16 protein-coding genes and 1 pseudogene are annotated in these 23,207 nt (G+C 41.9%); 16 read left to right on the top strand and 1 reads right to left on the bottom strand.

The features are described from left to right. The first annotated feature begins 481 nt into the window (after positions 1-481). The 16 genes from V2P20_RS12825 (at position 482) to V2P20_RS12750 (ending at position 22,583) form a co-directional block, all read left to right on the top strand. Positions 482-1,522 carry an acyltransferase gene (locus tag V2P20_RS12825; protein WP_331818907.1) on the top strand — a complete coding sequence of 347 codons (1,041 nt, stop codon included), beginning with the start codon at positions 482-484 and terminating at the stop codon, positions 1,520-1,522. A gap of 1 nt (position 1,523) precedes the next feature. Continuing rightward, the gene (locus tag V2P20_RS12820) at positions 1,524-2,672 is read left to right on the top strand and encodes a glycosyltransferase family 4 protein (RefSeq protein WP_331818905.1); all 1,149 of its coding nucleotides are present in this window, start codon (positions 1,524-1,526) and stop codon (positions 2,670-2,672) included. A 5-nt stretch (positions 2,673-2,677) separates the two neighbouring features. Further along, positions 2,678-4,234 (top strand): lipopolysaccharide biosynthesis protein, encoded by a 1,557-nt coding sequence (locus tag V2P20_RS12815; RefSeq protein WP_331818903.1) that lies wholly within the window; start codon positions 2,678-2,680, stop codon positions 4,232-4,234. 7 nt (positions 4,235-4,241) lie between these two features. Then, positions 4,242-5,213 (top strand): polysaccharide pyruvyl transferase family protein, encoded by a 972-nt coding sequence (locus V2P20_RS12810; RefSeq protein WP_331818901.1) that lies wholly within the window; start codon positions 4,242-4,244, stop codon positions 5,211-5,213. Between the two features lie 43 nt (positions 5,214-5,256). Then, positions 5,257-6,597 carry a hypothetical protein gene (locus V2P20_RS12805; protein ID WP_331818899.1) on the top strand — a complete coding sequence of 447 codons (1,341 nt, stop codon included), beginning with the start codon at positions 5,257-5,259 and terminating at the stop codon, positions 6,595-6,597. Positions 6,598-6,739: 142 nt separating this feature from the next. Continuing rightward, entirely contained in the window at positions 6,740-7,870 is a 1,131-nt protein-coding gene (locus V2P20_RS12800) for a glycosyltransferase family 4 protein (RefSeq protein WP_331818897.1), read from the top strand. Then, complete coding sequence (locus tag V2P20_RS12795) at positions 7,863-8,792, top strand: glycosyltransferase family 2 protein (protein WP_331818896.1); 930 nt, start codon at positions 7,863-7,865, stop codon at positions 8,790-8,792. The genes V2P20_RS12800 and V2P20_RS12795 overlap by 8 nt, the downstream gene beginning before the upstream one ends. Continuing rightward, complete coding sequence (locus V2P20_RS12790; RefSeq protein ID WP_331818894.1) at positions 8,777-9,889, top strand: EpsG family protein; 1,113 nt, start codon at positions 8,777-8,779, stop codon at positions 9,887-9,889. Before V2P20_RS12795 ends, V2P20_RS12790 begins: the two co-directional genes overlap by 16 nt. Continuing rightward, the gene (locus V2P20_RS12785; protein WP_331818892.1) at positions 9,889-10,785 is read left to right on the top strand and encodes a glycosyltransferase family A protein; all 897 of its coding nucleotides are present in this window, start codon (positions 9,889-9,891) and stop codon (positions 10,783-10,785) included. Before V2P20_RS12790 ends, V2P20_RS12785 begins: the two co-directional genes overlap by 1 nt. 362 nt (positions 10,786-11,147) lie before the next feature. Further along, positions 11,148-12,248, top strand: coding sequence for a glycosyltransferase (locus tag V2P20_RS12780; RefSeq protein WP_331818890.1), 1,101 nt, complete (start codon positions 11,148-11,150; stop codon positions 12,246-12,248). Between the two features lie 3 nt (positions 12,249-12,251). Beyond that, the gene (gene asnB / locus V2P20_RS12775) at positions 12,252-14,201 is read left to right on the top strand and encodes an asparagine synthase (glutamine-hydrolyzing) (protein WP_331818888.1); all 1,950 of its coding nucleotides are present in this window, start codon (positions 12,252-12,254) and stop codon (positions 14,199-14,201) included. Between the two features lie 169 nt (positions 14,202-14,370). Next, complete coding sequence (locus V2P20_RS12770) at positions 14,371-14,985, top strand: ElyC/SanA/YdcF family protein (protein ID WP_331818886.1); 615 nt, start codon at positions 14,371-14,373, stop codon at positions 14,983-14,985. A 345-nt stretch (positions 14,986-15,330) separates the two neighbouring features. After that, the gene (locus V2P20_RS12765) at positions 15,331-16,470 is read left to right on the top strand and encodes a glycosyltransferase family 4 protein (protein ID WP_331818884.1); all 1,140 of its coding nucleotides are present in this window, start codon (positions 15,331-15,333) and stop codon (positions 16,468-16,470) included. A 1,902-nt stretch (positions 16,471-18,372) separates the two neighbouring features. Then, positions 18,373-18,813 (top strand): low molecular weight protein-tyrosine-phosphatase, encoded by a 441-nt coding sequence (locus tag V2P20_RS12760; RefSeq protein WP_331818882.1) that lies wholly within the window; start codon positions 18,373-18,375, stop codon positions 18,811-18,813. A gap of 176 nt (positions 18,814-18,989) precedes the next feature. Then, entirely contained in the window at positions 18,990-20,075 is a 1,086-nt protein-coding gene (locus V2P20_RS12755) for a polysaccharide export protein (RefSeq protein ID WP_331818880.1), read from the top strand. 243 nt (positions 20,076-20,318) lie between these two features. Then, positions 20,319-22,583, top strand: coding sequence for a polysaccharide biosynthesis tyrosine autokinase (locus V2P20_RS12750; RefSeq protein WP_331818878.1), 2,265 nt, complete (start codon positions 20,319-20,321; stop codon positions 22,581-22,583). A gap of 279 nt (positions 22,584-22,862) precedes the next feature. On the opposite strand, the pseudogene V2P20_RS12745 reads toward V2P20_RS12750, so the two are convergent. Beyond that, positions 22,863-23,207 (bottom strand): annotated as a pseudogene (locus tag V2P20_RS12745) (capsular biosynthesis protein CpsI); the annotation flags it as partial.

Genomic DNA, 23,207 nt, shown 5'->3' with positions numbered 1-23,207 from the left:
TAAACCAGACGATAAACTGCACAAGGCTGCAATTTCGTTTTCATGATTGAGTTACCTCAGCCCGTGTCTAGTTCACTTTTACTGATTACACAATTATCTACTAAAGTGAAACACTTCGTGCATGGTCGGAAAGTTAAAGTTAGGTGTATGACATCAGTAGATGAATAAATGATTTTTACCTACCTATACAATTATATGACTTATAAGATCTTACTGTTCTGACAAAGTGCGCATAAGAACTCTCCTTTGCATTAGCCAATAAATGGCTAATTAAAATTGATCGGCACTATCAAGTGTAATGCAACTAGGTCAGCACGGCTTTCTACGTTTTAATTAGCAGATCAGATGTTTCAAAGAAAAAACAGAAGAAGCCGACAAACCCAACTGGATCATCAAAAGCAGCAGAACAAAGAATAATTTAAAAATTAATCAAGTGACTTGCTACTTAGGCCTAGTTAATCAGAATTTTAAGAGAAAAATAATGTTTGCATTAGTGGATTTTTGGCGTTCTATCGCTGTATTCCTAGTTGTGCTTGCGCACACTTTGATCTGGTGGGGGAATCCCATCTTCTTCAAACTTATAGAGCCAAGTTTATTAGGTTCAACAGGTGTGGCAATATTTTTTGTCTTGACTAGCTATGTTTTAATGCTGTCACTAGATCGTTTAAAAAAACAAAGTAATAAATTGTATATTGACTTTATAACAAGGCGATTTTTTCGCATTTATCCTTTAGCAATTATAATAGTTATTTTTTATTACTATTGCAATATACCTTCTTCCTTTGAAAAGGGAATAGGATTTCTTCCTGTATACGTATCAAAAAGTGGCTTTATACAGAATATATTGTTAGTTCAAAACTTCACAATTGAAAAAAACGTTTTAGGACCATTATGGAGTTTGCCTTATGAATTCCAAATGTATTTATTATTACCTATAATTTTTACTTATATTGGAAGCGAAGATTCAAAATGGCGAAGTATTTTTTTATTTTTCATATTATGCCTTTGTTTTTTTGTTGCTAATAATAAAATGGATACTATAAATAACCTGTTCAGTTATTTCCAAATTCCTGCTTATACCAAATGGGGTCTTTGTTTTATTCCAGGAGTAATTGCCTATTATGCACAAAAACAATTTAAAGGTAAGCAACTTAACTTTATCTACATATGGCCTATTCTGGGATTGATCCTATTTTCAAGAATGTTGAATTATGATTTTTTTATTCAAATTTTAAGTGCAATTCTTGTTGGCTTTACACTGGTTATTATTAATGATGAATTTAACCCTTATCTAAAGAAACTATGTACGATAATATCAAAATATTCATATGGAATCTATTTGTCACATATGTTAGCTATTTATTTAGGGTTTGAACTGTTTGGTAAGACTCTGATAGGGTGGAGTGTATTTTTATTAAGTTTGTTTATTTTGCCAATGATTTGTTTCCATTTGATAGAAAAACCTTTCATGGATTATGGAAAACGTTTGTGCCTAAAAAAATATAGTAACTCTGGCATATAAAATGAAAATTGGTTTTATCTGTAATGAATTCCCTCCGGAGAAATGTGGAGGCATCGGTATTTTCACGAGTGAGTTAGCTGAAAATTTAATCAACAATAATTGTCATGTTGTAGTGATTGGCATTTATCAAGGATTGGAAAATGATCAATGCACGACTAAGCATAACGGTTTATTGACCGTGTATAGGCTGGCATCACACAAAGGAAGATTGGCGGCGTATAGAAATAGAATTCGCGTATTTCGTTTAGTCCAAAAATTGGCTGATCAGGGTGATATACAACTAATTGAATTACCTGATTTTGAAGGTTGGGGCGCGGGATGGCCGAAATTAAAAATTCCAGTAATAGTTAGATTACATGGAAGTTTGACTTATTTTGCTGCTGAAATGAACGAAAAAGTCTCTATTATGACTCGATTCTTGGAAAAGCTCTCTTTAAATCGGGCAAATACCATTGTTTCAGTTAGTGAATATACTGCGAACAAAACTAAGCAATTGTTTTCTGTAAGGAAAAATATACCGATTATTTATAATACAGTTGCCTTGCCTGATGCAAGTCGTTGTAAAAAAAGTTATGAGTTAACACATACAGTAACCTATAGCGGTTCTTTAGTAAAAAAGAAAGGGGTATTTTCACTAGCCGAGGCATGGCCACTTGTCAGAAAACAATACCCTCAAGCAAAACTAATCATGATTGGCAAGGATGTATTGTATCAGGGTGAATCAGCCCAAAAATTAATAAAAAAATTGGCGAGAGAGGATGCAGACTCTATTAGCTTTACAGGGCATATCAGTAAAACAGAAATGGAAAACATACAGGTCAATTCGGATCTAGCTATTTATCCCTCCTACTCAGAGGCTTTTGCTTTAGCGCCAATGGAAGCAATGGCTTTAGGGATTCCTACGATTTATTCATCACGCGCAAGTGGACCCGAGTTAGTTGTTAACGAAGAAGGTTTACTTTGTGATCCTGATGATCTTAATGATATTAGTAAAAAAATATGCTTGCTTTTAGGGAATGACCGATTACGAGAAAATTTAGGAACGATAGGAAAAAAAAGAATTCTGCGGGATTTTGCACCAAGCAAAATTCTGGATAAAAATTTAGAACTTTATAGAAGCATTGTGCTTTTTGACAATTCTGGATTTTGACGATAATGATTAAAGAAAAAAATACAGAAGAGATTGCTGAATATAAATTATGTCAAAAAGACATGTATATAGAGAAGCCTAGCTCAACTCAAGTAGGCACTCTTGCTCGCAAAGGCGCTTTTTGGTCAATTTTGTTGATCGGAGGACGTCAAATATTCTCTTTAGGTTTTACAACTGTACTTGCTCGCATCCTAAGTCCAGAAGATTATGGCTTGATTGGGATGGTTTCAACATTAACCGCTCTAATGCTTGTTTTCTCAGAAATGGGCTTAAGCACTGCAACTATCCAAACTAAAAATTTAACTCAAGCACAAGTATATAATCTTTTTTGGATAAATATATTTATTGGTTTAATTTTATGGGGTATTTGTTATTTGATTTCTCCAAGTATTGCTTCATTCTATAAAAAACGAGAGCTGGTTGACATTACAATTGTTTTGGGGAGTAATTTTTTAATTAGCGGTATTTCTGTACAGCCGCTAGCTTTACTAAAACGTAAAATGGATTTTCAATCTATAACTATTATTGAGTTGTCATCTCTAATATTAGGTGGAGTGAGCGGTATTTTCTTTGCTATATCTGGTTATGGCTATTGGTCTCTTGTATTTCAGACGCTAATTGTATCTTTTGTAAGATTAGTATTAGCACTTATCTTTTCTAAATTTTTACCATCCTTGCCACGAAGAGGAGTTGGAACATACAGATTAGTTAATTTTGGTGGACTTTTAGCCTTAAATGGACTTTGTATATACTTTTCTCGTAACGTTGACAGCGTCCTAATTGGTAAATTCTGGGGTGTTGCTGAGTTAGGTTACTATGACAGAGCATATTTTTTGATGATGCTGCCTAGTATGATAGCGACATCTGTTCTATCTCAGTTAATGGTCCCTTCACTTTCTGCATTACAAGACGATAGAGAGCGGTTCGGAAAAGCATACCGAAAATCTATCAGAATGGTTGCATTTATTGGTTGTCCAATAGCTGCAGGACTTGCGATAGTTGCTCCAGAAATGGTGTTATTAATATATGGTGAACAATGGGCACCAGTTGTGCCTATTCTTATCTGGCTATCTATAGCCAGTATTACCCAGCCAATATATAACACTAATGGTTGGTTATTTACTGCTTCAGGTAAAGCTAAGTCTTACTTAGCGGTAACAGTTACAAATGCAATAGTTTTAATTGGAACTTTTATTTTTACTATAAAAGGAGGAGCAGTTGGTATAGCAATAGGATATGCTATAGCAATGGGACTTTTTCTTCCTTGGCCTACATTATATTTAGCACATCAAGCTGCGAACCTACGGGTAAGAGATACATATAGAATATTAATACCAGTATTAAGTGTAACAGCTATTATGTCGATAATAGCTTTGATGTGTGGATTTCTAGCTAAAGAAATTAACTTAATTTGGTGGAATATATTAATTATAAAAATTTTTAGTGGAATTATGTCATTTATTATTATGACTTGGTTTTTTTTGAAACAAATGTTGATTGAAGATTTTGAAAAGTTCTTACCAAAACGTATTTATAATAAATTAAATAATAAAAACTTGTAGGATAGAAATGAAATATTATTTATTGGATAATCCGCCAGGAACAAATAACAAATTCAATGTCGGAGATGATATTCAAAGCTTAGCAGCTAAGCGGTATCTTCCTAAGATTGATGGATGGATAAATAAAGGAAGATTATCTGAATATGAAGGTGATACCGCGAAAATAATTTCTAACGGCTGGTTTATACATGAGCCAGAATATTGGCCACCATCTTCAGATTTGCTACCACTATATATTTCTTTCCATGTCAATGAAAATGTAAAGAATGCAATGCTTAACCCTATTGGGATGGAACATCTGAGAAAGTATTCACCTATCGGGTGTAGAGATTTTAGCACCCTTAATATAATGAAGGAAAATGGTATTCCTGCTTGGTTCTCTGGATGCTTAACTCTAACGCTTGAGAGAGAAAAGTATTGTACAGAAAATACAAGAGAAGGAATATATTTTGTGGATGTATTATACAAAATGCATTCTCAAAAACCAGATAGCTTATTTGGAATGGTGAAGCATAAAATCAAAAAAAAGGATAAATCCGAAGTTGATCGGATAAGGATTATTGAGAGCATTTTTAGCTCTTCTTTACTCGATAACGTGCAAAAAATTACTCATAGTTGTGCTGTTGGCGATAATTCTCGAGAGTTTAGGCTTATGTATGCTGATACTGTCCTACGTAAATACGCTAATGCTCAGCTTGTGGTGACTTCAAGAATTCATTGTGCACTGCCCTGTTTAGCTTTTGGTACGCCAGTTATATTTATTGATGGCGGTTTAAATGACAAAAGTGAACGATGTCGACTTGATGGCCTAACTGACTGGTTTAATACTATTTCTATTACAGACAATGGAGAATTTTCAAATAATTTTGATATTAATACTCCAATCTCTCCTAATACCCCAATACAGAACAAAGAATTGCATATAGAATATGCAAATAAATTAATAGAAAAATGTGAAAGTTTTATTAATAATCGATAGCATTTAAATTACATGGGAAACTTCCGCATAAAAATAAGTTAAAATGAAGCCAATATTATTAATCACACCCTATTTCGCTCCTCAAACTCATGCGGCTGTTTTTCGAGTCTATAAATTAGCTAAATATCTAGCTAATCATAATTTTAAAGTGCATGTACTAACTGTTGATATTAACTATCTTTATAATGAAGATCAATCCTTGTTAGCTGATCTTCCTGATAGTGTTGAAATTCACTATGCCCGTTATATAGAGCCAACTTTAAGAGGTATCCGAATGGCTTTAGGTGGCAAGGATAGAAGTTTTAAAGCAATTAAAAATGATCTAAGATTAGAGAGTGATGGAGAAAATACCTCTAACCTTCAGATAAGATTACCTCTAACACAGAAAATTAAAAAAACACTAAATCAGATTTATTCACACGCTATAAATACTATTCACAATCCTGATGCACATTGGACATGGCGCGGCTTGGCTATTAAAAAAGCGCTACAAATAATGCGACAGCATGATATTCAGGTGTTTTATACGACTTCAATTCCTTATACGATGAATGACATTGGATTGTCACTTAAAGAGAAAGGCTACAAATGGGTGGCTGATTTTAGAGATCCTGTTCTTATTGGTAAATATTTAACTCCTTCTAATCGTATTAATAAAAACCGTAAGAATCTCGTACGTAAAACTTTAGAAAAAGCCGATGTTGTTACAGTACTATCATCTTCTTATCCAATGGTTTATGGAGACTTCTTAAATATAGCTGAACGAGAGTTTGTTTTTATTCCAACAGGCTTAGATGAAGCTTATATACCTGATAAGATAATGGTGAAAGAAAACTATATTTTGTTTTCTGGAGAATTTCAGTCAGATTATGGAAAAGAGTTTTTCGCTAGCTTTTCATATATGATGAAATTAATAGAGGACAAAGATATTATTCCAGATATTTATATTATTGGTAGGAAAGAAATCAATTATCCGCTAGTTAATTCATTAGCTATAAAATATGGCATACAGCAAAAAATACGCTACATTGACCATGTACCTCAGGCGCAGTTATACAAGATTATTGTTGAATCAAAAGCGTGTTTATTGATTAGTGGTAGATACAGTCATTGGTGGACTAACTTTGCTAAAATGGTCGATTACATTGCCTTAAAGCAGCCTGTTTTAGCAATCGTTCCCGATCCAAGCGAAGCTCGAAAAGAATTAAGCAAAGCAGGAATAGGTTTATTTCTTGATGGTAATACTGAAGAAAATGCCCAGTTACTGCTGCAGTTTTTTAACGATGATTTAAGGCTAGAGCCAACTGACTATTGTTCTCGTTACCTTGCAAAAACCCAGGTAAATGACTTCGCCCAGATATTTAAACTACTGCATAACAATTGAATTTGAAACCTGCATATTTGACGTTTAGTTACGACTATCCGCCGAGGAAATATTTCTCGCTCATATGTTGCCCTAATTGATGAGGGGCAGTTATTAATAGAGCAATTCAAACAATAAAGTCAAAGCCTTATAACAAAAATTGATGCCTAGATTATCCATACTAAGTTATGACTATCCTCCCAATGATGGAGGCATTAGTCGCCTTGTCAGCACTGTTGTCAATGAGTTGTCTCGACGTGGTCGTCAGATCGAAGTGCTGACGCTTGCAGCAGACGGACGTCCTGGTCTCACCCGCCCTCAAATTTCCACACAAGAGGTATCGCGTTCCAAGCTGCAGCGTGACATTGCCACATTTGTCTACTTACGAAGACTGCCTTCCGGCATTCCAGTATTGCCAACAGTGTGGAGTCCTGAAGGAGCACTTGCTTATTTGGCACGCCGCACAAACAGCATATTGATGGCGCATGGTAACGAAGTGATGCCCTATCCTGACGGACTACGTTACTTCGTCAAAAACTGGCTGCGGCGTAAGACGCTATCATCGGCTCGCTCTGTAATCTGCAACAGTCGCTATACCGAACATCTGGTTCAAGCTATCAGTCCAGAAGCCAACACCATAGTGATCACACCGGGTGTCGATGCTGCCCGTTTCAAACCTGTCGAAAATGAGCTCTTGGCGAAACAACAGTTTCAGTTGCCTACAGATCGTCGAATCATTCTCAGCGTATCGCGTATGGATGCCTATAAAGGTCACGATGTGGTACTTAACGCGCTGGCGCAAATGCCGGCGGAGCGACGAGAAACATTGCATTATGTAGTGGCTGGCCGTGGATCGCATCTTGACTCGTTGAAAGCACTAGCGGCTTCTCTCGGACTAAGCAATTCAATAACCTGGCTTGGATTCGTGGCAGATGAAAACTTGCCCACGCTATACGGTTGCGCTGACTTGTTTGTGTTATGCACAAAGGAAGACCCTCAGGCACGCGGTGTAGAGGGATTCGGCATGGTATTTCTGGAAGCCCAGGCTGCCGGGGTGCCAGTCATTGGCACCCGAGTAGGAGGAATTCCTGACGCCGTGGAGGAAGGCGAAGGAGGATGGTTGATTGAACAAGACGATGTGAGCGCCCTTCGATTGCACCTGGAACGTCTGAGTATAGATATTTTGCCATTCAAGGAACAGGGCTTGCGCGGTAGACAACGTGCGTTGACCAAAGGGTCTTGGGAGCTTTATGTATCGAAATTGTTGAGCGTATTGGATATTAAAAATGCCTGAAAAAAATTCTCTTCGCGGTGTCAGCGTCGTGATTCCAACCATCAATCGCGCCGCAGTACTGGTTGAGACTGTGCGTGATATGTTAAATCAGCAGTTTGATGATTACGAGATACTTATCGTTGATCAATCAGATGAAATCAATGCAGAAGTTCTGGATCTGATAAAACAAATCGATCAACCGCGTATCCGTTATTTCAAGGCCAATTTCAAGGGACTTCCACAAGCTCGCAATTTTGGATGGCGACACGCTGCGAAAGATGTGGTGCTATATATCGATGATGATATCAGGACGGGGACAGATCTTGTGCGATCTCATTTTGAGAGTCATGTCAAGACAGGGGCCGACATGGTCGCAGGCGGAATTGACGAAGCAGGCGACAAACCCAGCCATCTACCAACCGGTTCATTCAACTGGTGGACTGCTACGCCAATAGCTAACTTTTGTGCCACCACAGCAAGCTGGTGCATTCACGGGAAAGGCTGTAACTTCTCTGTCCGCCGATCAGCACTTGACACTGTCGGAGGGCTTGACGAAGTACTCAGTATTGGTGCTGCGCTTTATGAGGAATCCGAACTCGCGCTTCGCCTTTATAAAGCTGGCAAGCGTACCTGGTTCGAACCATCGGCGAGGTTGCTGCATCTTGCAGCGCCGATGGGAGGATGTCGTGTCACAAAGGATTGGCCAAAATATATGTTCGGCTTGGCACACAACCGCAGCATATTGATTTTTAGACACCTCAAACCGTGGCATCAACCAACTGCGCTATTACGACTACTGATGCTTGGCCTTTCCTACAGTCGACTGGATCTATCCCTACGCCCATTGCTAGCTACACTTCGAGGTCTCGTGGCTGGCCGGCATGCGGCGGCAATGTTACCTCTCAATGCAGAACTGGATGCTATAGAATGCACTTCCTGCTGATTCCGTATGCCTTGCTGAGCTTGTCGTTTGTTGTGCATTTTTTGGAAAGGCGGGATGCATATGCTCGCTCTGGCCTCGTGCTCACTGCCGGCATAACCACGACCTTAATATTTCTAGCTCTATTACTGCGCCCAGTGATAGGTGACTCGTGGCGTTATTACCAATATTTTCTTGTATTGCGCAATATGGAGTTACAGGACGCGTTCAACTATCAGAGCGAATCAGATCCACTTTATGTATTACTCAACTGGACGACCGGCCAGTTGGGTGATAGCCAATGGTTGCTATTCGGTGCTACGCTCCTGATCTTCATCGGTATGTTCCTGCTGTCGGTTTACAAGCTTGCCGGACCAATCGGCGCATCAATCCTTCTGATGTGCTATATGGGTTACCCCTTCTTCATTGCATATGCTTCGAGTGGACTACGCCAAGGACTCTCCCTCGTGTTCCTGCTAATGGCTTTTGTTGGCTTCCGCCAACAAAAGCTAACGGCATGGGCTTGGCTTCTGCTAGCTCCATTTTGGCATTCCGGGGCATGGCTGGGCGTTGGGGTTACTGTTTTACATCAAGCAATGTGTCAATCTGTTTCAAGTGGCCGAATGCGCTGGGCGCTCGTGCTGGGCCTGCTGTTCGTGGCTGTTGGCTTGTCGGCTAGTGGCCTTAATGAATCAATTATGTCAGCTCTTCCAGAACTAATTTCACTTCGCCAGACGCATGAAATTTACTTCAATAATAATGAGGAGATAGCTTATCGAACTGGCTTTCGCGCTGATTTTTTTCTCTTCTCGTTGTTGCCACTGATTACCGGATGGCTGTTGCGAAAAAAAGCACCCATCTTCAGTTACATGGGATCTGGCTGGTGGTTGTCGCTCTATTTAAGCCTCAATATTATTTACCATTTGTTTTCTTTTGTGCCATTCGCTGACCGATTTTCCGCCTTTTCCTGGTTTCTATTGCCGCTAGTAATATTGCTCCAAGTCATAGAAACGCGCAGCCGAAAAATATTGGTATATTTTGTTGGAACAATCATGTTGATCAACGTAATAATGTTGCAACTTTATACTGGTTCATTTATCCGCATGCCGGAGGGATGGTGATGAGTCAGACACAAGGCAAGAAAGTATTACTGACAATTTTCACTCCGGCTTACAATCGAGCCAATCTGCTACCTCGAGTGTTCGATTCAATCTGTTCACAGGTTCATCCAGATGACCCAATTGAGTGGCTGGTGATTGATGATGGATCTACGGATAACACTGAAGCAGTTTTGGCGGAATTTGCTGACAAGCGCCCGGACTTGATCAGGTTCATGCTTGTCAAGAACGGTGGCAAGCATCGCGCAATTAATTTGGCTGCGGAGCGGGCTTACGGTGATTGGGTCATGATAGTCGACAGTGACGATTACTTGGTCAATGGATCAATCAATCAAGTGTTAGAAACCATTTGCTTGGTTAATAATGACCCTCGCATCGGACTCGTGCGTGCCTTGAGACAATTCCCGGAGCTTGGCATAGAGTATAGTTTCGAAATGCCAACTAATCCTTGTAGTCATTCTGAATGGCTGCGTTCTCAACACCCGATTGATACAGCCGAGGTAATACGTAGAACAGCTCTCCAAATGCATCCGTTCCCGGATATACCAGGCGAACGTTTCATGGCTGAAGGCTGGCTTTGGTACCATCTTGATCGGACTCACCTAACATTGTTCATCAATAGCCCATGGATAGAATGTATCTATCAGTCAGAGGGACTATCAGCCAGCAGTCGGTGCATTAGAGCTAGCTCTCCATGCAGTGCTATGGAGGTATATGCCGCAATGTTGGAATCGATTCTGCCTTGGCGCTTGCGAGTAAGGGCGTCAATGAATTGGTGGCGCTACCGGCATCATGCAAATAGCCAACATAAAATCGCCATATCGGAATTTCGAGCATCTCGCATATTTGCATTGCCCGGCTGGATAATGTTCTTGTGTGACCGGTTTGTCATCCAATGATAAATCTATTGGCTACTGGATTCTGGCGTGAGAAGTTAATTGGTAAGGGCGCAGCAGCACATTTATCGACTCGTTCTTATTTGTCATTTAGGATATAAATAAAATTACTTCTATTGTCTCGATACAATTGGCCAGGAACAAATAGATCTTGCTGACTTCCTACAATCTGCCGCGACTTGAGACAGCGGGGCCTTGACTCGAATTTTATACCGCTTGTTATCAGATAATTACATATCGACTTGCAACTAATAACAGCCGCAATCTGGGCAATATGGCTCTAGGGTATGTCAGGCTAAATCATTGTTGGGCGATGGATAATTTGATTTGATGTAGATACATTTTTTATTTAAGGCTTTAATTTTGTGAAGATTCTTCTTGTAATAACAGAACTTGGCGTAGGCGGGGCTGAACGCTTGGTAACTAATCTTGCTGACTGCTTTGCGCAGGCTGACCATGAAGTCTGTCTTGCTTATCTATATGGTGAAGCAAAATTATTACCCAATGATCCGCGTGTCCGTGTTATAAAGATTGGCCTTACCAAGAACCCTGTATCTTTTTTACCTGCATTTATAAAACTCCGCAGTCTAGTACGAGATTTTAAGCCTGATGTGGTGAATAGTCATTTGGTGCATGCCAATATTCCAGTGCGCATTCTGCGGCTTATAGTGCCCATTCCAAGACTCATCAGCAGTGCACACAACACTAACGAGGAAGGCCGCTTTCGCATGTCAGCTTATCGGCTGACCGACCGGTTGGCAGATATTTCAACGAATGTTAGTGATGAAGCAGTTAATGTTTTCATCGAACAGAAAGCTGTGAAGCCCGGGCGCATGATTGCCATGCACAATGGGATACCCATCCAGGATTTTTCTTTTTCTCCTTCAGCCAGATCAGAGATGCGACGTCAGCTTGACATTTCTGATGAATGCCAGCTTATTCTGGCTGTAGGCCGATTGTATGAACCAAAAGACTATCCAAATCTCTTGAAAGCTTTTTCTTCACTTGTATTCAAAGCCAGTGACACAAAGCTTTTAATTGCTGGTGATGGCCCACTTAAATCTTACTTGGAAAATATGGCCGCAGCCTTGGGGATTGCTGATAAAATCAGTTTTCTAGGTATTCGTCATGATGTGCCAGCTCTAATGTCGGCCTGTGATGTGTTTGTGCTCTCCTCTGCATGGGAAGGTTTTGGTTTAGTCGTTGGTGAGGCTATGGCTTCTGAGCGTGTGGTGGTTGCGACTGATTGCGGTGGAGTTAAAGAAGTAATTGGTGACGCAGGCTTTCTTGTTCCTGCATGTAACAGCGCTGCTCTTGAAGAAGCTCTTAATAAAGCCATTCAATTACCGATAATTGAGCGCCAAAAACTAGGAAGACTTGCTAGAGCGCGTGTTGAGTCTCTTTATTCCCTGGATGTAGTTGCCGAAAAGTGGCTGCAATTGTATCAAGATAAACTATCCAAATAAGATATGTGCGGTATTACTGGTTTTTTCTCCACCAAAAGATCCGTTTCGAGCGATGTCATTCATTCTATGACTGCTGCTCTCTACCACCGCGGACCTGATGCCTCAGGCATCTGGCTCGAGAAAAATAGCGACTTAGCATTAGGCCACCGTCGCCTTTCAATTCTCGATCTTTCTCCCGCAGGTCATCAACCAATGTTATCCTCATGTGGCCGCTATGTGATTGCTTTTAATGGCGAGATTTACAATCACCTTGATCTTCGCGCAAAACTGGAAAAACAACAGGTAGCACCTACTTGGCGAGGTCATGCCGATACTGAAACCTTATTGGCATGCTTTGTAGCTTGGGGTATAGAAAAAACTTTGAAGGCTACAGTGGGTATGTTTGCCATTGCCTTGTGGGATAAACAGGAGAAGCTGCTAACATTGGCTCGAGATAGAATGGGTGAGAAGCCGCTTTACTATGGCTTTCAAAATAGCACTTTTCTGTTTGGTTCAGAATTGAAAGCCCTTAAAGCGCATCCTGATTTTGTCGGTGAAATTGACCGTGATGTGATTTGCCTCTATCTTAGGCATTGCTATATACCGGCGCCCTATTCCATTTATAAAGGCATTCATAAACTGCTGCCTGGCTCCTATCTTCAGCTTCCGCTTAATCAGGATTTCAGTCCGTTAACTATACCAACGCCAAAAGCATACTGGCGTTTGGAAGAGGTTGTCGAGAAGGGGCTTGCGCAACCTTTTGCAGGCTCGGACACGGAAGCCATCGCGGCCCTGGATGCGCAATTGAAGCAGTCCATTGGCCTGCAAATGATGGCGGATGTGCCTTTGGGTGCTTTTTTGTCAGGTGGAATCGATTCATCGACTATTGTTGCGTTGATGCAAGCGCAATCTAATCGTCCGGTCAAGACTTTTTCGATCGGCTTTTCTGAGGCGGGCTATAACGAAGCCGAATATGCCCAGGCCGTCGCCGCTCATCTTAGAACAGACCATACGGAACTTTACGTTTCGCCGGCTGACAGCATGCAAGTCATACCCAAGCTTGGAAGTATGTATGATGAGCCTTTCGCCGATTCTTCTCAAATCCCTACCTTTTTAGTAGCGCAAATGGCGCGCCAACATGTCACGGTATCTTTATCCGGCGATGCGGGAGACGAGCTGTTTTGCGGCTATAACCGTTATATACTGGCTGATCAATGGGGGAAGGTTTCCAAAGTGCCCTTCGGGATTAGGCAAGCGACAGGCCGCTTGATAAGCAAGATAGGGCCAGCTGCATGGGAAGGCATCTTTCAGCAAATCGGCAAAGTTGTGGCTTTACCTGCCAATATGAGCCAAAAACTCGACAAACTGGCGATACGGCTAGAGTCGGCAGATCGTGTTGAAGATTTGTACTATAGCCTGATATCTGAAATTAAGCATCCGGAACAAGCGCTTATTAACGCTAAAGAACCTTTAACCTGGCTTGTTAAATCCGGACTCAACATGTCATTTTCTGATGCCAAGTTGCACATGATGTATCTGGATGGCATGACGTATTTACCCGGCGATATTTTGACCAAGGTTGACCGTGCTGCAATGGCTGTCAGTTTAGAAACACGGGTGCCCTTTCTTGATCAGAATATCATTGAGTTGGCTTGGTCGCTGCCCTTATCGATGAAGTTTCGTGACGGTCAAACTAAATGGTTACTACGACAGGTACTGTACCAGTATGTACCCAAACAGCTTATCGAAAGACCCAAAACGGGTTTCGGCATCCCTCTGGGTGAATGGCTGCGGGGGCCGCTTCGGGGCTGGGCTGAAGGTTTATTAGATGAAAATCGTCTCCAGCAGGAAGGTTTTTTTAATGTGCCGTTTGTACGTGAGCTATGGCGGGAACATCTCTCAGGCAAACGCAATGGGCAAGTTTTGCTCTGGAATATATTGATGTTTCAGGCGTGGCTGGAAGTTGAACATTAATTTTTGATTGTTGAATGCTTATTGATTCACTGGTCTTGCTTCGCTTGCTGTATTCATCAAAAGGCTCAATTTGACCCCGTTTTGAGCATTTAATTATATGAATATCTTATATGTTTAAAATTTTTAAACAATTGAATCACCCACTACTGAGTGAATTAACATTATATTGATGTATCCAGCAAGTAAGCATTGCAAAGGATTTAAATTTATTGTCAGTTTTTGTTTAGGAACTGTATTAGTCTGTGTTATAGCGGCTTACTTTTTATTACATATTGGTTACTGGCTGGTAGTTGAGAACAGACCGGTTAACGCTGACATGATTGTTATCTTGGGCGGTGACCCAGGAAGTCGCTTACGCAAAGGGCTCAATCTGTATGATCAGGGCTTTGCTCATCGATTATTACTAATCGATAAAGAAACCAGCGCTTGGGCGCATGTTACTCATAATGGTTGTAAAGATTGCGTATTAGATGGTAAAAATGTTGTTATTCTCGCGGGCTCAACTTCTACTTTTACCGATGCTAGCATAGTTAAGGCCTATTGCCTTAAGCATGGCATTAAATCCCTTTTGGTCGTTACCGATCCCTATCATACACGTCGGGTTTCGTTAACTTTTTCGAATGAGTTTAAACATAGCAACGTTTCATTTACTGTAATAAGTTCTGACGATTATAATTTTTTGCTTTCTCCTGGAAATCACTGGTGGTCGGATCCAGCTACCCTGGAAACAGTTTGGCTGGAAATGATTAAGTGTGTTTACGTCATAGCATCGCTTCCACACTGAATATACCATTCATGGTTTCTTTCTTCATCGCAATGCGCAGTCGACATTGTCCTCTTAACTTCTATCGACATTAATTATTATATTTATCAATTTTAACCATATTTGACAAATTTATTATATTTGTCTTTATAATATGCGGACAGTCGCATAATTTAATTATTTCAATCCGCCATCAATCAACATCGCTGAGATGTTTTATATGTAAGACATCCATGCATTTTATTTTTGTTGCATATTGATCGCTCCGGTTGGTGGTCGATAACACCTGTTATAAATGCATACTTCCTATCAAGTTCATTTTTGCAATTTTAAGCTCATCGTTTGGTTAAAATTTAAGAAGGGCTAATGAAAATTCTGATTTCGCTCAACACAGCCTGGAATTTACTAAATTTCCGTGCTGGCCTCATTCGCGCCCTGGCTGCAGAAGGCTATGAAGTCGTCGCCGTAGCGCCCTACGACGATCACGCCTTACAGCTTCCTGATCTTGGCTGTCGATATTTGCCGTTAGAAATGGATAACCAAGGCACGCATCCAGGCCGTGACGCCTTGCTGTTTTGGCGCTTCTTGCGCTTGTTTATGCGTGAGCGGCCCAATGTCTATCTGGGTTACACCGTCAAGCCGAACGTGTTCGGATCACTGGCTGCTCGTGCGCTCGGCATCCCTGTTATTAATAATATTGCAGGCCTTGGGGCTGTATTCATCAGAGACGGATGGCTTGTCAAACTTGTCCGCAGACTTTATCGCTTAGCCCTGGGCCGTTCGGCGAAAGTATTTTTCCAGAACGATGATGACCGCCAATTATTCACGACGGGCGGACTGGTTCGGGCTGAAATCACGGATCTTTTGCCGGGTTCCGGCATTGATTTGACTAAATTTTCGGTAGCTCCGAGCCATTCTCTAACCGGCACAGATCGGAAATTCCGTTTCTTGTTGATTGCCAGAATGTTATGGGACAAAGGCGTTGGGGAATATGTTGAAGCGGCTAGAATAATACGCAAACGCTGGCCGCAGGCTGAGTGTTGCTTGCTTGGGTTTGTGGATGTCCAAAATCCCGCTGCGATTTCCCGTGAACAAATGGATTCATGGGTAGAGGAAGGGATTGTGAATTATCTTGGAGTAAGCAATGACGTGCGCCCTGAAATAGCAGCGGCGGATTGTGTTGTTCTGCCCTCCTATAGAGAAGGCACGCCGCGTGCTTTATTGGAAGCCGCCGCCATGGGCCGGCCTATCATCACCACTGATGCAGTAGGCTGCCGCGAAGTGGTTGATGACGGGCGCAACGGCTTTCTTTGCAAACTGCGCGATGCCGGGGACTTGGCAGAAAAAATGGAGCTTATGCTGTCGCTCAGCGATGAGCAGCGGCGTGAAATGGGGCAGCGCGGCCGTGAAAAAATGGAACGCCAGTTTGACGAACGGATTGTCATCGAGAAATACCTGAAGGCTATTCAGGACATTCTGTCACGGCAAACAGCGCAGTCAAACTGAAGCTGCATTATTGGGCAGGAGCTTGCTGAGCATTTTCCGGCATTTGAAGGATGGCTTATCCTCTATATTGCATCATGCTCAGCAAGGGCGCTTTTCTTTAACGGGCATGCGATGTTTCCTTGCATGCCTTTCAATCGAGCAGAAATTCGCTGCAACCAAGGCAGTCGCGCTATGTTGAAACTTCCGCCGGACGGGTTTTTAAACCCGTCCGAACGTTTTACCGAAGCCATGAAGTCGGTTTGAAACGTTCGGGACAAACTGGCAAGCCTGCCTTTTTGGAACATGCCCGAATGTTACGGACGGGATAAATATCCCGTCCGGCGTTTGGAGCATTTTCCGGCATTTGAAGGATGGCTTATCCTCCAATATTGCATCATGCTCAGCAAGGGCGCTTTTCTTTAACTGGCATGCGATGTTTCTTGCATGTCTTTCAATCGAGCAGAAATTCGCCGCAGCCAGACGGCTTGCAGGTTAAGTTGTTAAACCGATCCTCACAGTGGCCTCGTCGGCTGAATAGTGATGCGCTTGTGTAGGTGCGAATTCATTCGCACTGTCGCTTTACTGCAAGCGTTTCGGGTCGAATGAATTCGACCCTACAGATAGATTCAGAGAATCCGTCGCATTGACGGTACTTTTTAAGCCCGTCTCAATTCAGCTGATGCGGAACATCAGCTATTCAATGCCTTTTATCATGCTCAACTTTGAGTGGCGCCCATATTTGTCAAATCTATCACTTTTAAATGAAAATTGGCGTATATGTTGTATTTTTCGCTATAATATCACAGTCGCATAATTCAATTATTTAGGTTGCCGTTAGCCGGTATCTGTATAAACGCTTTGCATGCAAGACATTTATACATAGGCTGAAGAGGTGAGAAAAACCAATCTGATAATTGAGAGCTATGATTATAAGGATTGCAGTTTTAGAGAGGTAATGGATTTGCTTGCAATCAATGCCAATCAAAAATCTCTCTTCTGAAGAGGAATCTCGGTTTCAAAAATTGAGGACTAGCCAAAACAAAATGCCTATTTATCCTTGTATAATATGTCTCTATGTTTTTCCATGCCATTATTGGCTGCTTAATGTCAAGACCTAGTGTCGCCAGAGGCGTAGAGCTGGTTGCCCAAACTGTGAGAATTCCAAAGGAGTTTCCCCTAGCCAGATTTCAACAATCTGCTTTAGTATTTTCTCAACTTCCACAAGCATTAATCAAGGCTGGCTTTGGCCTCGATAATATTGGGATCATAAACAGATGTTCAATATATCGATCTGGCTCATATTATAACCTTCTAACTGATGTTGCTCTGTAAGTTGAATTCAGATCTGTTTAGCAAAGTATCGCTAACGCGACGGTTTTATCTAATCGGGTTCATCGCACCCGAAGGTGAATTCCTTGCTTTTAACAGCCTGTGTAGGCTGGATTGTAGCTTTAGCGGAAACCCGGCATGGGTGGCCGAAACGCTGGGTTTGGCAACCTGGCCTACTCCGCTACCTTGGCAAAATCAAGGCGAAATCCACGGTAGGGTACGCATCGCGTACCTGTTCAGGGCTTTTCGACACACCGCAAATCCGGCAAGGTACGCGATGCGTACCCTACGAAGATGGGAAGACGCCAAATGCGGGGTTTATCAACCCAGCCTGCCATGCTAAAACAGCGGTGATTGGCGTGGCAAACGGGATAAAGCCGACCGTGCGTAACATCAGCTTCTAATAAAAATGCATTAAAAGGTTTTTTACAATTTTTCACATGAGTTAATAGTATTAAAAATAATTAATGCGACCAACCCAACTAAATAATATTGTTGTTTATTAAAACAATATAAAGCCGCTAATATCTATTTTATAAAAGCAAAATTTAATCGTATTCAGCATAATTAATAATAACCAAAAATAGGTATTACATGTTTAGCAATATACTTGTTGTCTGCGTAGGAAACATATGCCGTAGCCCAATGGCAGAAAGCCTTTTAAGAAAAGCCCTCAATGATATTAATAAAAAAAACTGCATAGTCAGCTCGGCCGGTCTTAATGCGCTGGTTGGCAAAAAACCGGATTCTGCGGCTTGTCAATTAATGCAAAGCAAAGGCATAGACATTTCACTTCATCGGGCCTGTCAACTGAACAAGGAAATGATCAGGAAGTCCGATTTAATTCTGGTGATGGAATCGTCCCATAAAACATCTATTGAGGCCGAAGAGCCTACTGCAAAAGGCAAAGTATTCAGATTGGGGGAATGGGGCGGATTTGATATACCGGATCCTTACAAACAGGATCTAAAGGTCTTCGAATCGGCGCTGAAATTAATTGAGCAGGGAGTGGCTCAATGGATTCAGAAACTATAAGTTATTGTTATTTATTATAAAATAAAAAATATGCATACCTGTAACCATGACAATGCGCAGGTAAAGATATGCATTTAAGTTCACATGCATCAAGAAAAATTAAACTGATTATGTTACAAAAATTGTGTTCCAGCCTGCTTGTCTTAATTACCACCGGATGTACGGTTATACCGGGCATGCATATGAACCCGTTTTCCGATAAATCCAGCGTGAATTTACCGGTTACGGAAAATAATGAAACGCTGCTTAAAAAACTCAATATTAAAACCATTACGGCGCAGCTTATTGTTGATTTAGAAAAAAACATCAATAATCGCAGTTTAGGACCGAATAACGTTGCCAATCACTATTTTGATTACCGGATTGGGTCAAATGCCGTGCCCGGCACTCCCGATAAGGAGCCTTATACGCAATATATCGTCGGCCCCAGGGATATTCTTAACATTACCGTTTGGGAACACCCTGAACTGACAATTCCGGCCGGCCAATTCCGTTCTGCCGAATCGGCAGGAAATGTTGTCGGTGAAGATGGCACTATTTTTTACCCTTATGCCGGCGTCGTAAAAGCCGCGGGAAGAACCGTCGAAGATATCCGTGCCGAGCTGATCCAGAAATTATCACAATACATTGAAAACCCGCAACTGGATGTTCGGGTGATCAGTTATCGAAGTCAGCGGGTTTATGTCGTAGGGGAAGTCAATCAGCCAGGGATTCAGACCGTGAAGGATATCCCTCTCACTGTCCTTGAAGCGATCAACAATTCCGGCGGCGTCAAGACCGATGCGGACATGCGCAATATTACGCTTACCCGGGGGGGCAAAACTTACAAAATCAATCTTCTCGCCCTTTATGAAGGCGGAGACACTTCTCAAAATGTCATGCTTAAGCAGGGCGATGTGTTGAACGTCCCTGATAACAACTTCAACAAAATCTTTGTACTGGGCGAAACAGAGGGCAGCTCGCGCAGTATATTCATGAACAAGGGCCGCATGACCTTGACCGAAGCGCTCAGCGATGCCGGCGGCGTGAATCAGGAAAAATCAGATCCTGCGCGGATATTCGTCTTTAGAGGCGGCATGGGCAAGCCGGAAATCTTTCATTTAGATGCAAAGTCGCCGGATGCGTTATTGCTCGCGGATCGTTTCCCTCTGCAGCCTCGCGATGTGATTTACGTAGACCGGGCTGAAGGTATCCGGTGGAATCAGATTGTTTTACAAATTGCACCGACTATTGCCTTGTTAGGAATAGCTGGCGTTTTTTAAAAATAGAGCCTTTATTTCGGCGCATTTAGATAACTCGCTACTATTTTTAACAGGACTTACGCAAACCTGTGGGGGCGACTTCAGTCGCCACTTGGGCCTGAAATGGGCGACTACCAACAGTAGGCGCTCTAGGCGAAGTCGCCCCCACAGGTTTTAGAACCGCTTGTTTCGACGGTGAAACGGGTAAACTGCGTAAGTCCTGTTTAATAGACTTTGAAATCATAAGATAGAAATACGAATTTAATGTCAACTATACCATTTAATAAGAGCTCCTCCCCTGCCAGTTTTTTCAGTGAAGAAGAAAACGATGAAATTGATTTGGGTGAATTATTAGCCACGCTGATGGAAAGCAAATGGCTAATTATATCTGCAGTATTATTTGCATTAACGATAGGGATCTCTAAAACTTTTCTTGATACGCCTGAGTACAAGAGCAATACCATGCTGCAGATCGTGGAAAACGCGCCGTCTCTCGGTGAGTTGGAACCATTATCCGGATTGGTAGAGAACAAAAAGCCCATCATGGCGGAAATTGAAATTATCAAATCCAGGATGATATTAGGGGAAGCCGTTAAAAATCTTAATCTTGAAATAATTGCCAAGCCCCAATATTTCCCGTTTATCGGTGAAGCGATTGCAAGACATTTTCAGCAAAACAATGCCGAGCAAATTTCCGGCCCGCTATTAGGTCAATCCCACTATGCCTGGGGGGGTGAAATTATCCAGGTCGACACCTTAAAAATTCCATCAGACTGGTTGAATAAGAAATTGACCTTAGTTGCCGGTGAACATGGCCGCTTCAAATTAATGGACGAGGAAAAAATCCTTCTTGAAGGCGAGGTCGGTAAATTTGCGACGCAGCAGCTAGAAGGAACTCAAGACAGCATTTCCATATTTGTTTCTCAATTAAAAGCCAGACCGGATACCCAATTTATAGTCATGCGCCAATCGGAATTGAGCGCAATTGGCCAGTTGCAACAGCGGTTCGAGGTAACCGAGAAAATTAAAAATACAGGAATTCTTGAATTAACGCTGGAATCTCCGAGCCCACAAGCGGCCGCAAAGATTGTTAATGAAATCGCCAATATTTACGTACGGTTAAATGTTGAGCAGAAATCGGAGGAAGCCCAGAAAAGAATAGAGTTCTTGGACAAGCAATCCCAATTCATCAAGGATCAACTGCAGGAAGCCACGGCCAATTTAAACAACTATCAGGCTCACAAGGGTTCGATTGATTTAACCATGGAAACCCAAGGCATCTTAAGCGGTGTGGTTGAGAAAAAAACCCAATTGACACTGCTGCAACAGAAGTATGAGGAGCTTCGGCAGAAGTTTACTGAATCATATCCTGCCGTTATTGCTCTGCAAAAACAAATGGATATTCTGCAAAATCAAATCGCTGAATATGAGAGAGAGGTAAAGAGCTTGCCGGAGACTCAACAGACTATTTTGCGATTATCAAAAGATGTTCAGGTCAATAGCGAACTTTACATGAGCCTGCTTAACAATTCGCAAACGCTGAAAGTTGCGAAAGCCGGCGCGGTCGGCGATGTTCGGATTATTGATGAAGCTATATTGCCCACAGTACCAATCAAGCCTAAAAAAATATTGATCGTTGCGATTTCCTTAATCGCAGGGTTAATAATAGGCGTTATCCTGACATTTGTACGGAAATTCCTTAACAAAGGTATTGACAGCTCCAATTTAATTGAAAAGTATCTCAATATTCCTGTTTATGTGACTATTCCGCATAGTGCTGAACAAACCAAAATTGCCAAGCAAAAAAATGGTCCAGCCAAAATTTTGGCTCTGGATTTTAAGGATGATCTGGCGATAGAAAGCCTTAGAAGTCTGCGCACCACGTTACACTTCGCTTTTCTGGAAGCTAAAAATAATATAATCATGATTACCGGCCCCAGGCCTGGCGTTGGCAAATCATTCGTATCCCTTAATTTGGCAATAGTTTTGGCTGATGCCGGAAAAAAAGTCTTGTTAATAGATGCTGACATGCGCAAAGGTCTGCTTAATAAAGCCTTTGGAATCAAAAGAGAAGAAGGGTTATCCGAATTAATTTCCGGCGTGATAGCGCCAAGTAAAGGAATTCGTCATATTGAGGCCAGCAATATCGATTTTATTACCACAGGCGACATTCCGCCTAATCCCTCGGAGCTGTTAATGCATGAACGGTTCGGACAGTTGCTGGAAGTATTTAGCAAACGGTATGACCATGTAATCATCGATACGCCGCCTTCACTGCTTTTAACGGATGCGTCCATAGTAGGCAGACTAGCTAGCGTGACACTGCTCACTCTTAAAGCCGGCATACATTCCAAACAAGAGCTGGAGCAATGTACTAAACGATTAGCTCAATCAGGAGTACAGGTAAAAGGCATCGTGCTCAATGACCTGCCGGAAAGAGCGCTTGGCAACAACTACGGTTATGGCTATGGTTATGGGAAAGATTTTTATAAAAACTATAACTATAAACTGGGACGCGCCTTAAATTAAGCCTGAAGGCGTTAAGCGCGAAATTGAGCAGCGCCTGGCGACTTCACGAACCAGGCGTTTTCAGGATTTTGTTAAAAGGTTTGTCGACGAAATCAGCGGCCTTGTAGGGGCGAATTCATTCGCCCTGGGCGACTTAAGTCGCCCCCACACCTGTTGTTCTATAAAATTCAAGGAAGTTATTTCTCGCCTCATCCTTAGCACTATTGATTATCAGTGCAATAATCAATAGTGCCCCGCCTTGCTTCTACTTGCTTGCCATCTTCGCAAGAGAAACGCTGGTTAATCAACTGAGATGTTGTTGTAGCTCAGATACCAGTCCACAAATTTCCCAATGCCTTTCTCGATGGGCGTATTCGGTTTATACCCCACATCTTCCACCAAAGCTTCCACATCGGCATAGGTATCCGGCACATCCCCGGGCTGCAATGGCAACAGCTGTTTTTCTGCTGTTTTGCCCAAGGCTTTTTCCAGGGTTTCTATGTAAGCCGATAACTCGACCGGATTTTGGTTGCCGATATTGTAGACCCGCCACGGCGCTTTGCTGGTGCCCGGATCAGGCCGTTTGCCGGTCCATTCCGGGTTGGGCTGGGCGGGATGGTCCAGGGTTCTGATGATGCCCTCGAC

It is taken from the genome of Methylobacter sp. Wu1, from assembly GCF_036553575.1.
Classification (GTDB): Bacteria; Pseudomonadota; Gammaproteobacteria; order Methylococcales; family Methylomonadaceae; genus Methylobacter.
The sequence above is the reverse complement of the archived record's forward strand: the minus strand, read 5'-3'. Positions and strand labels throughout refer to the sequence as shown.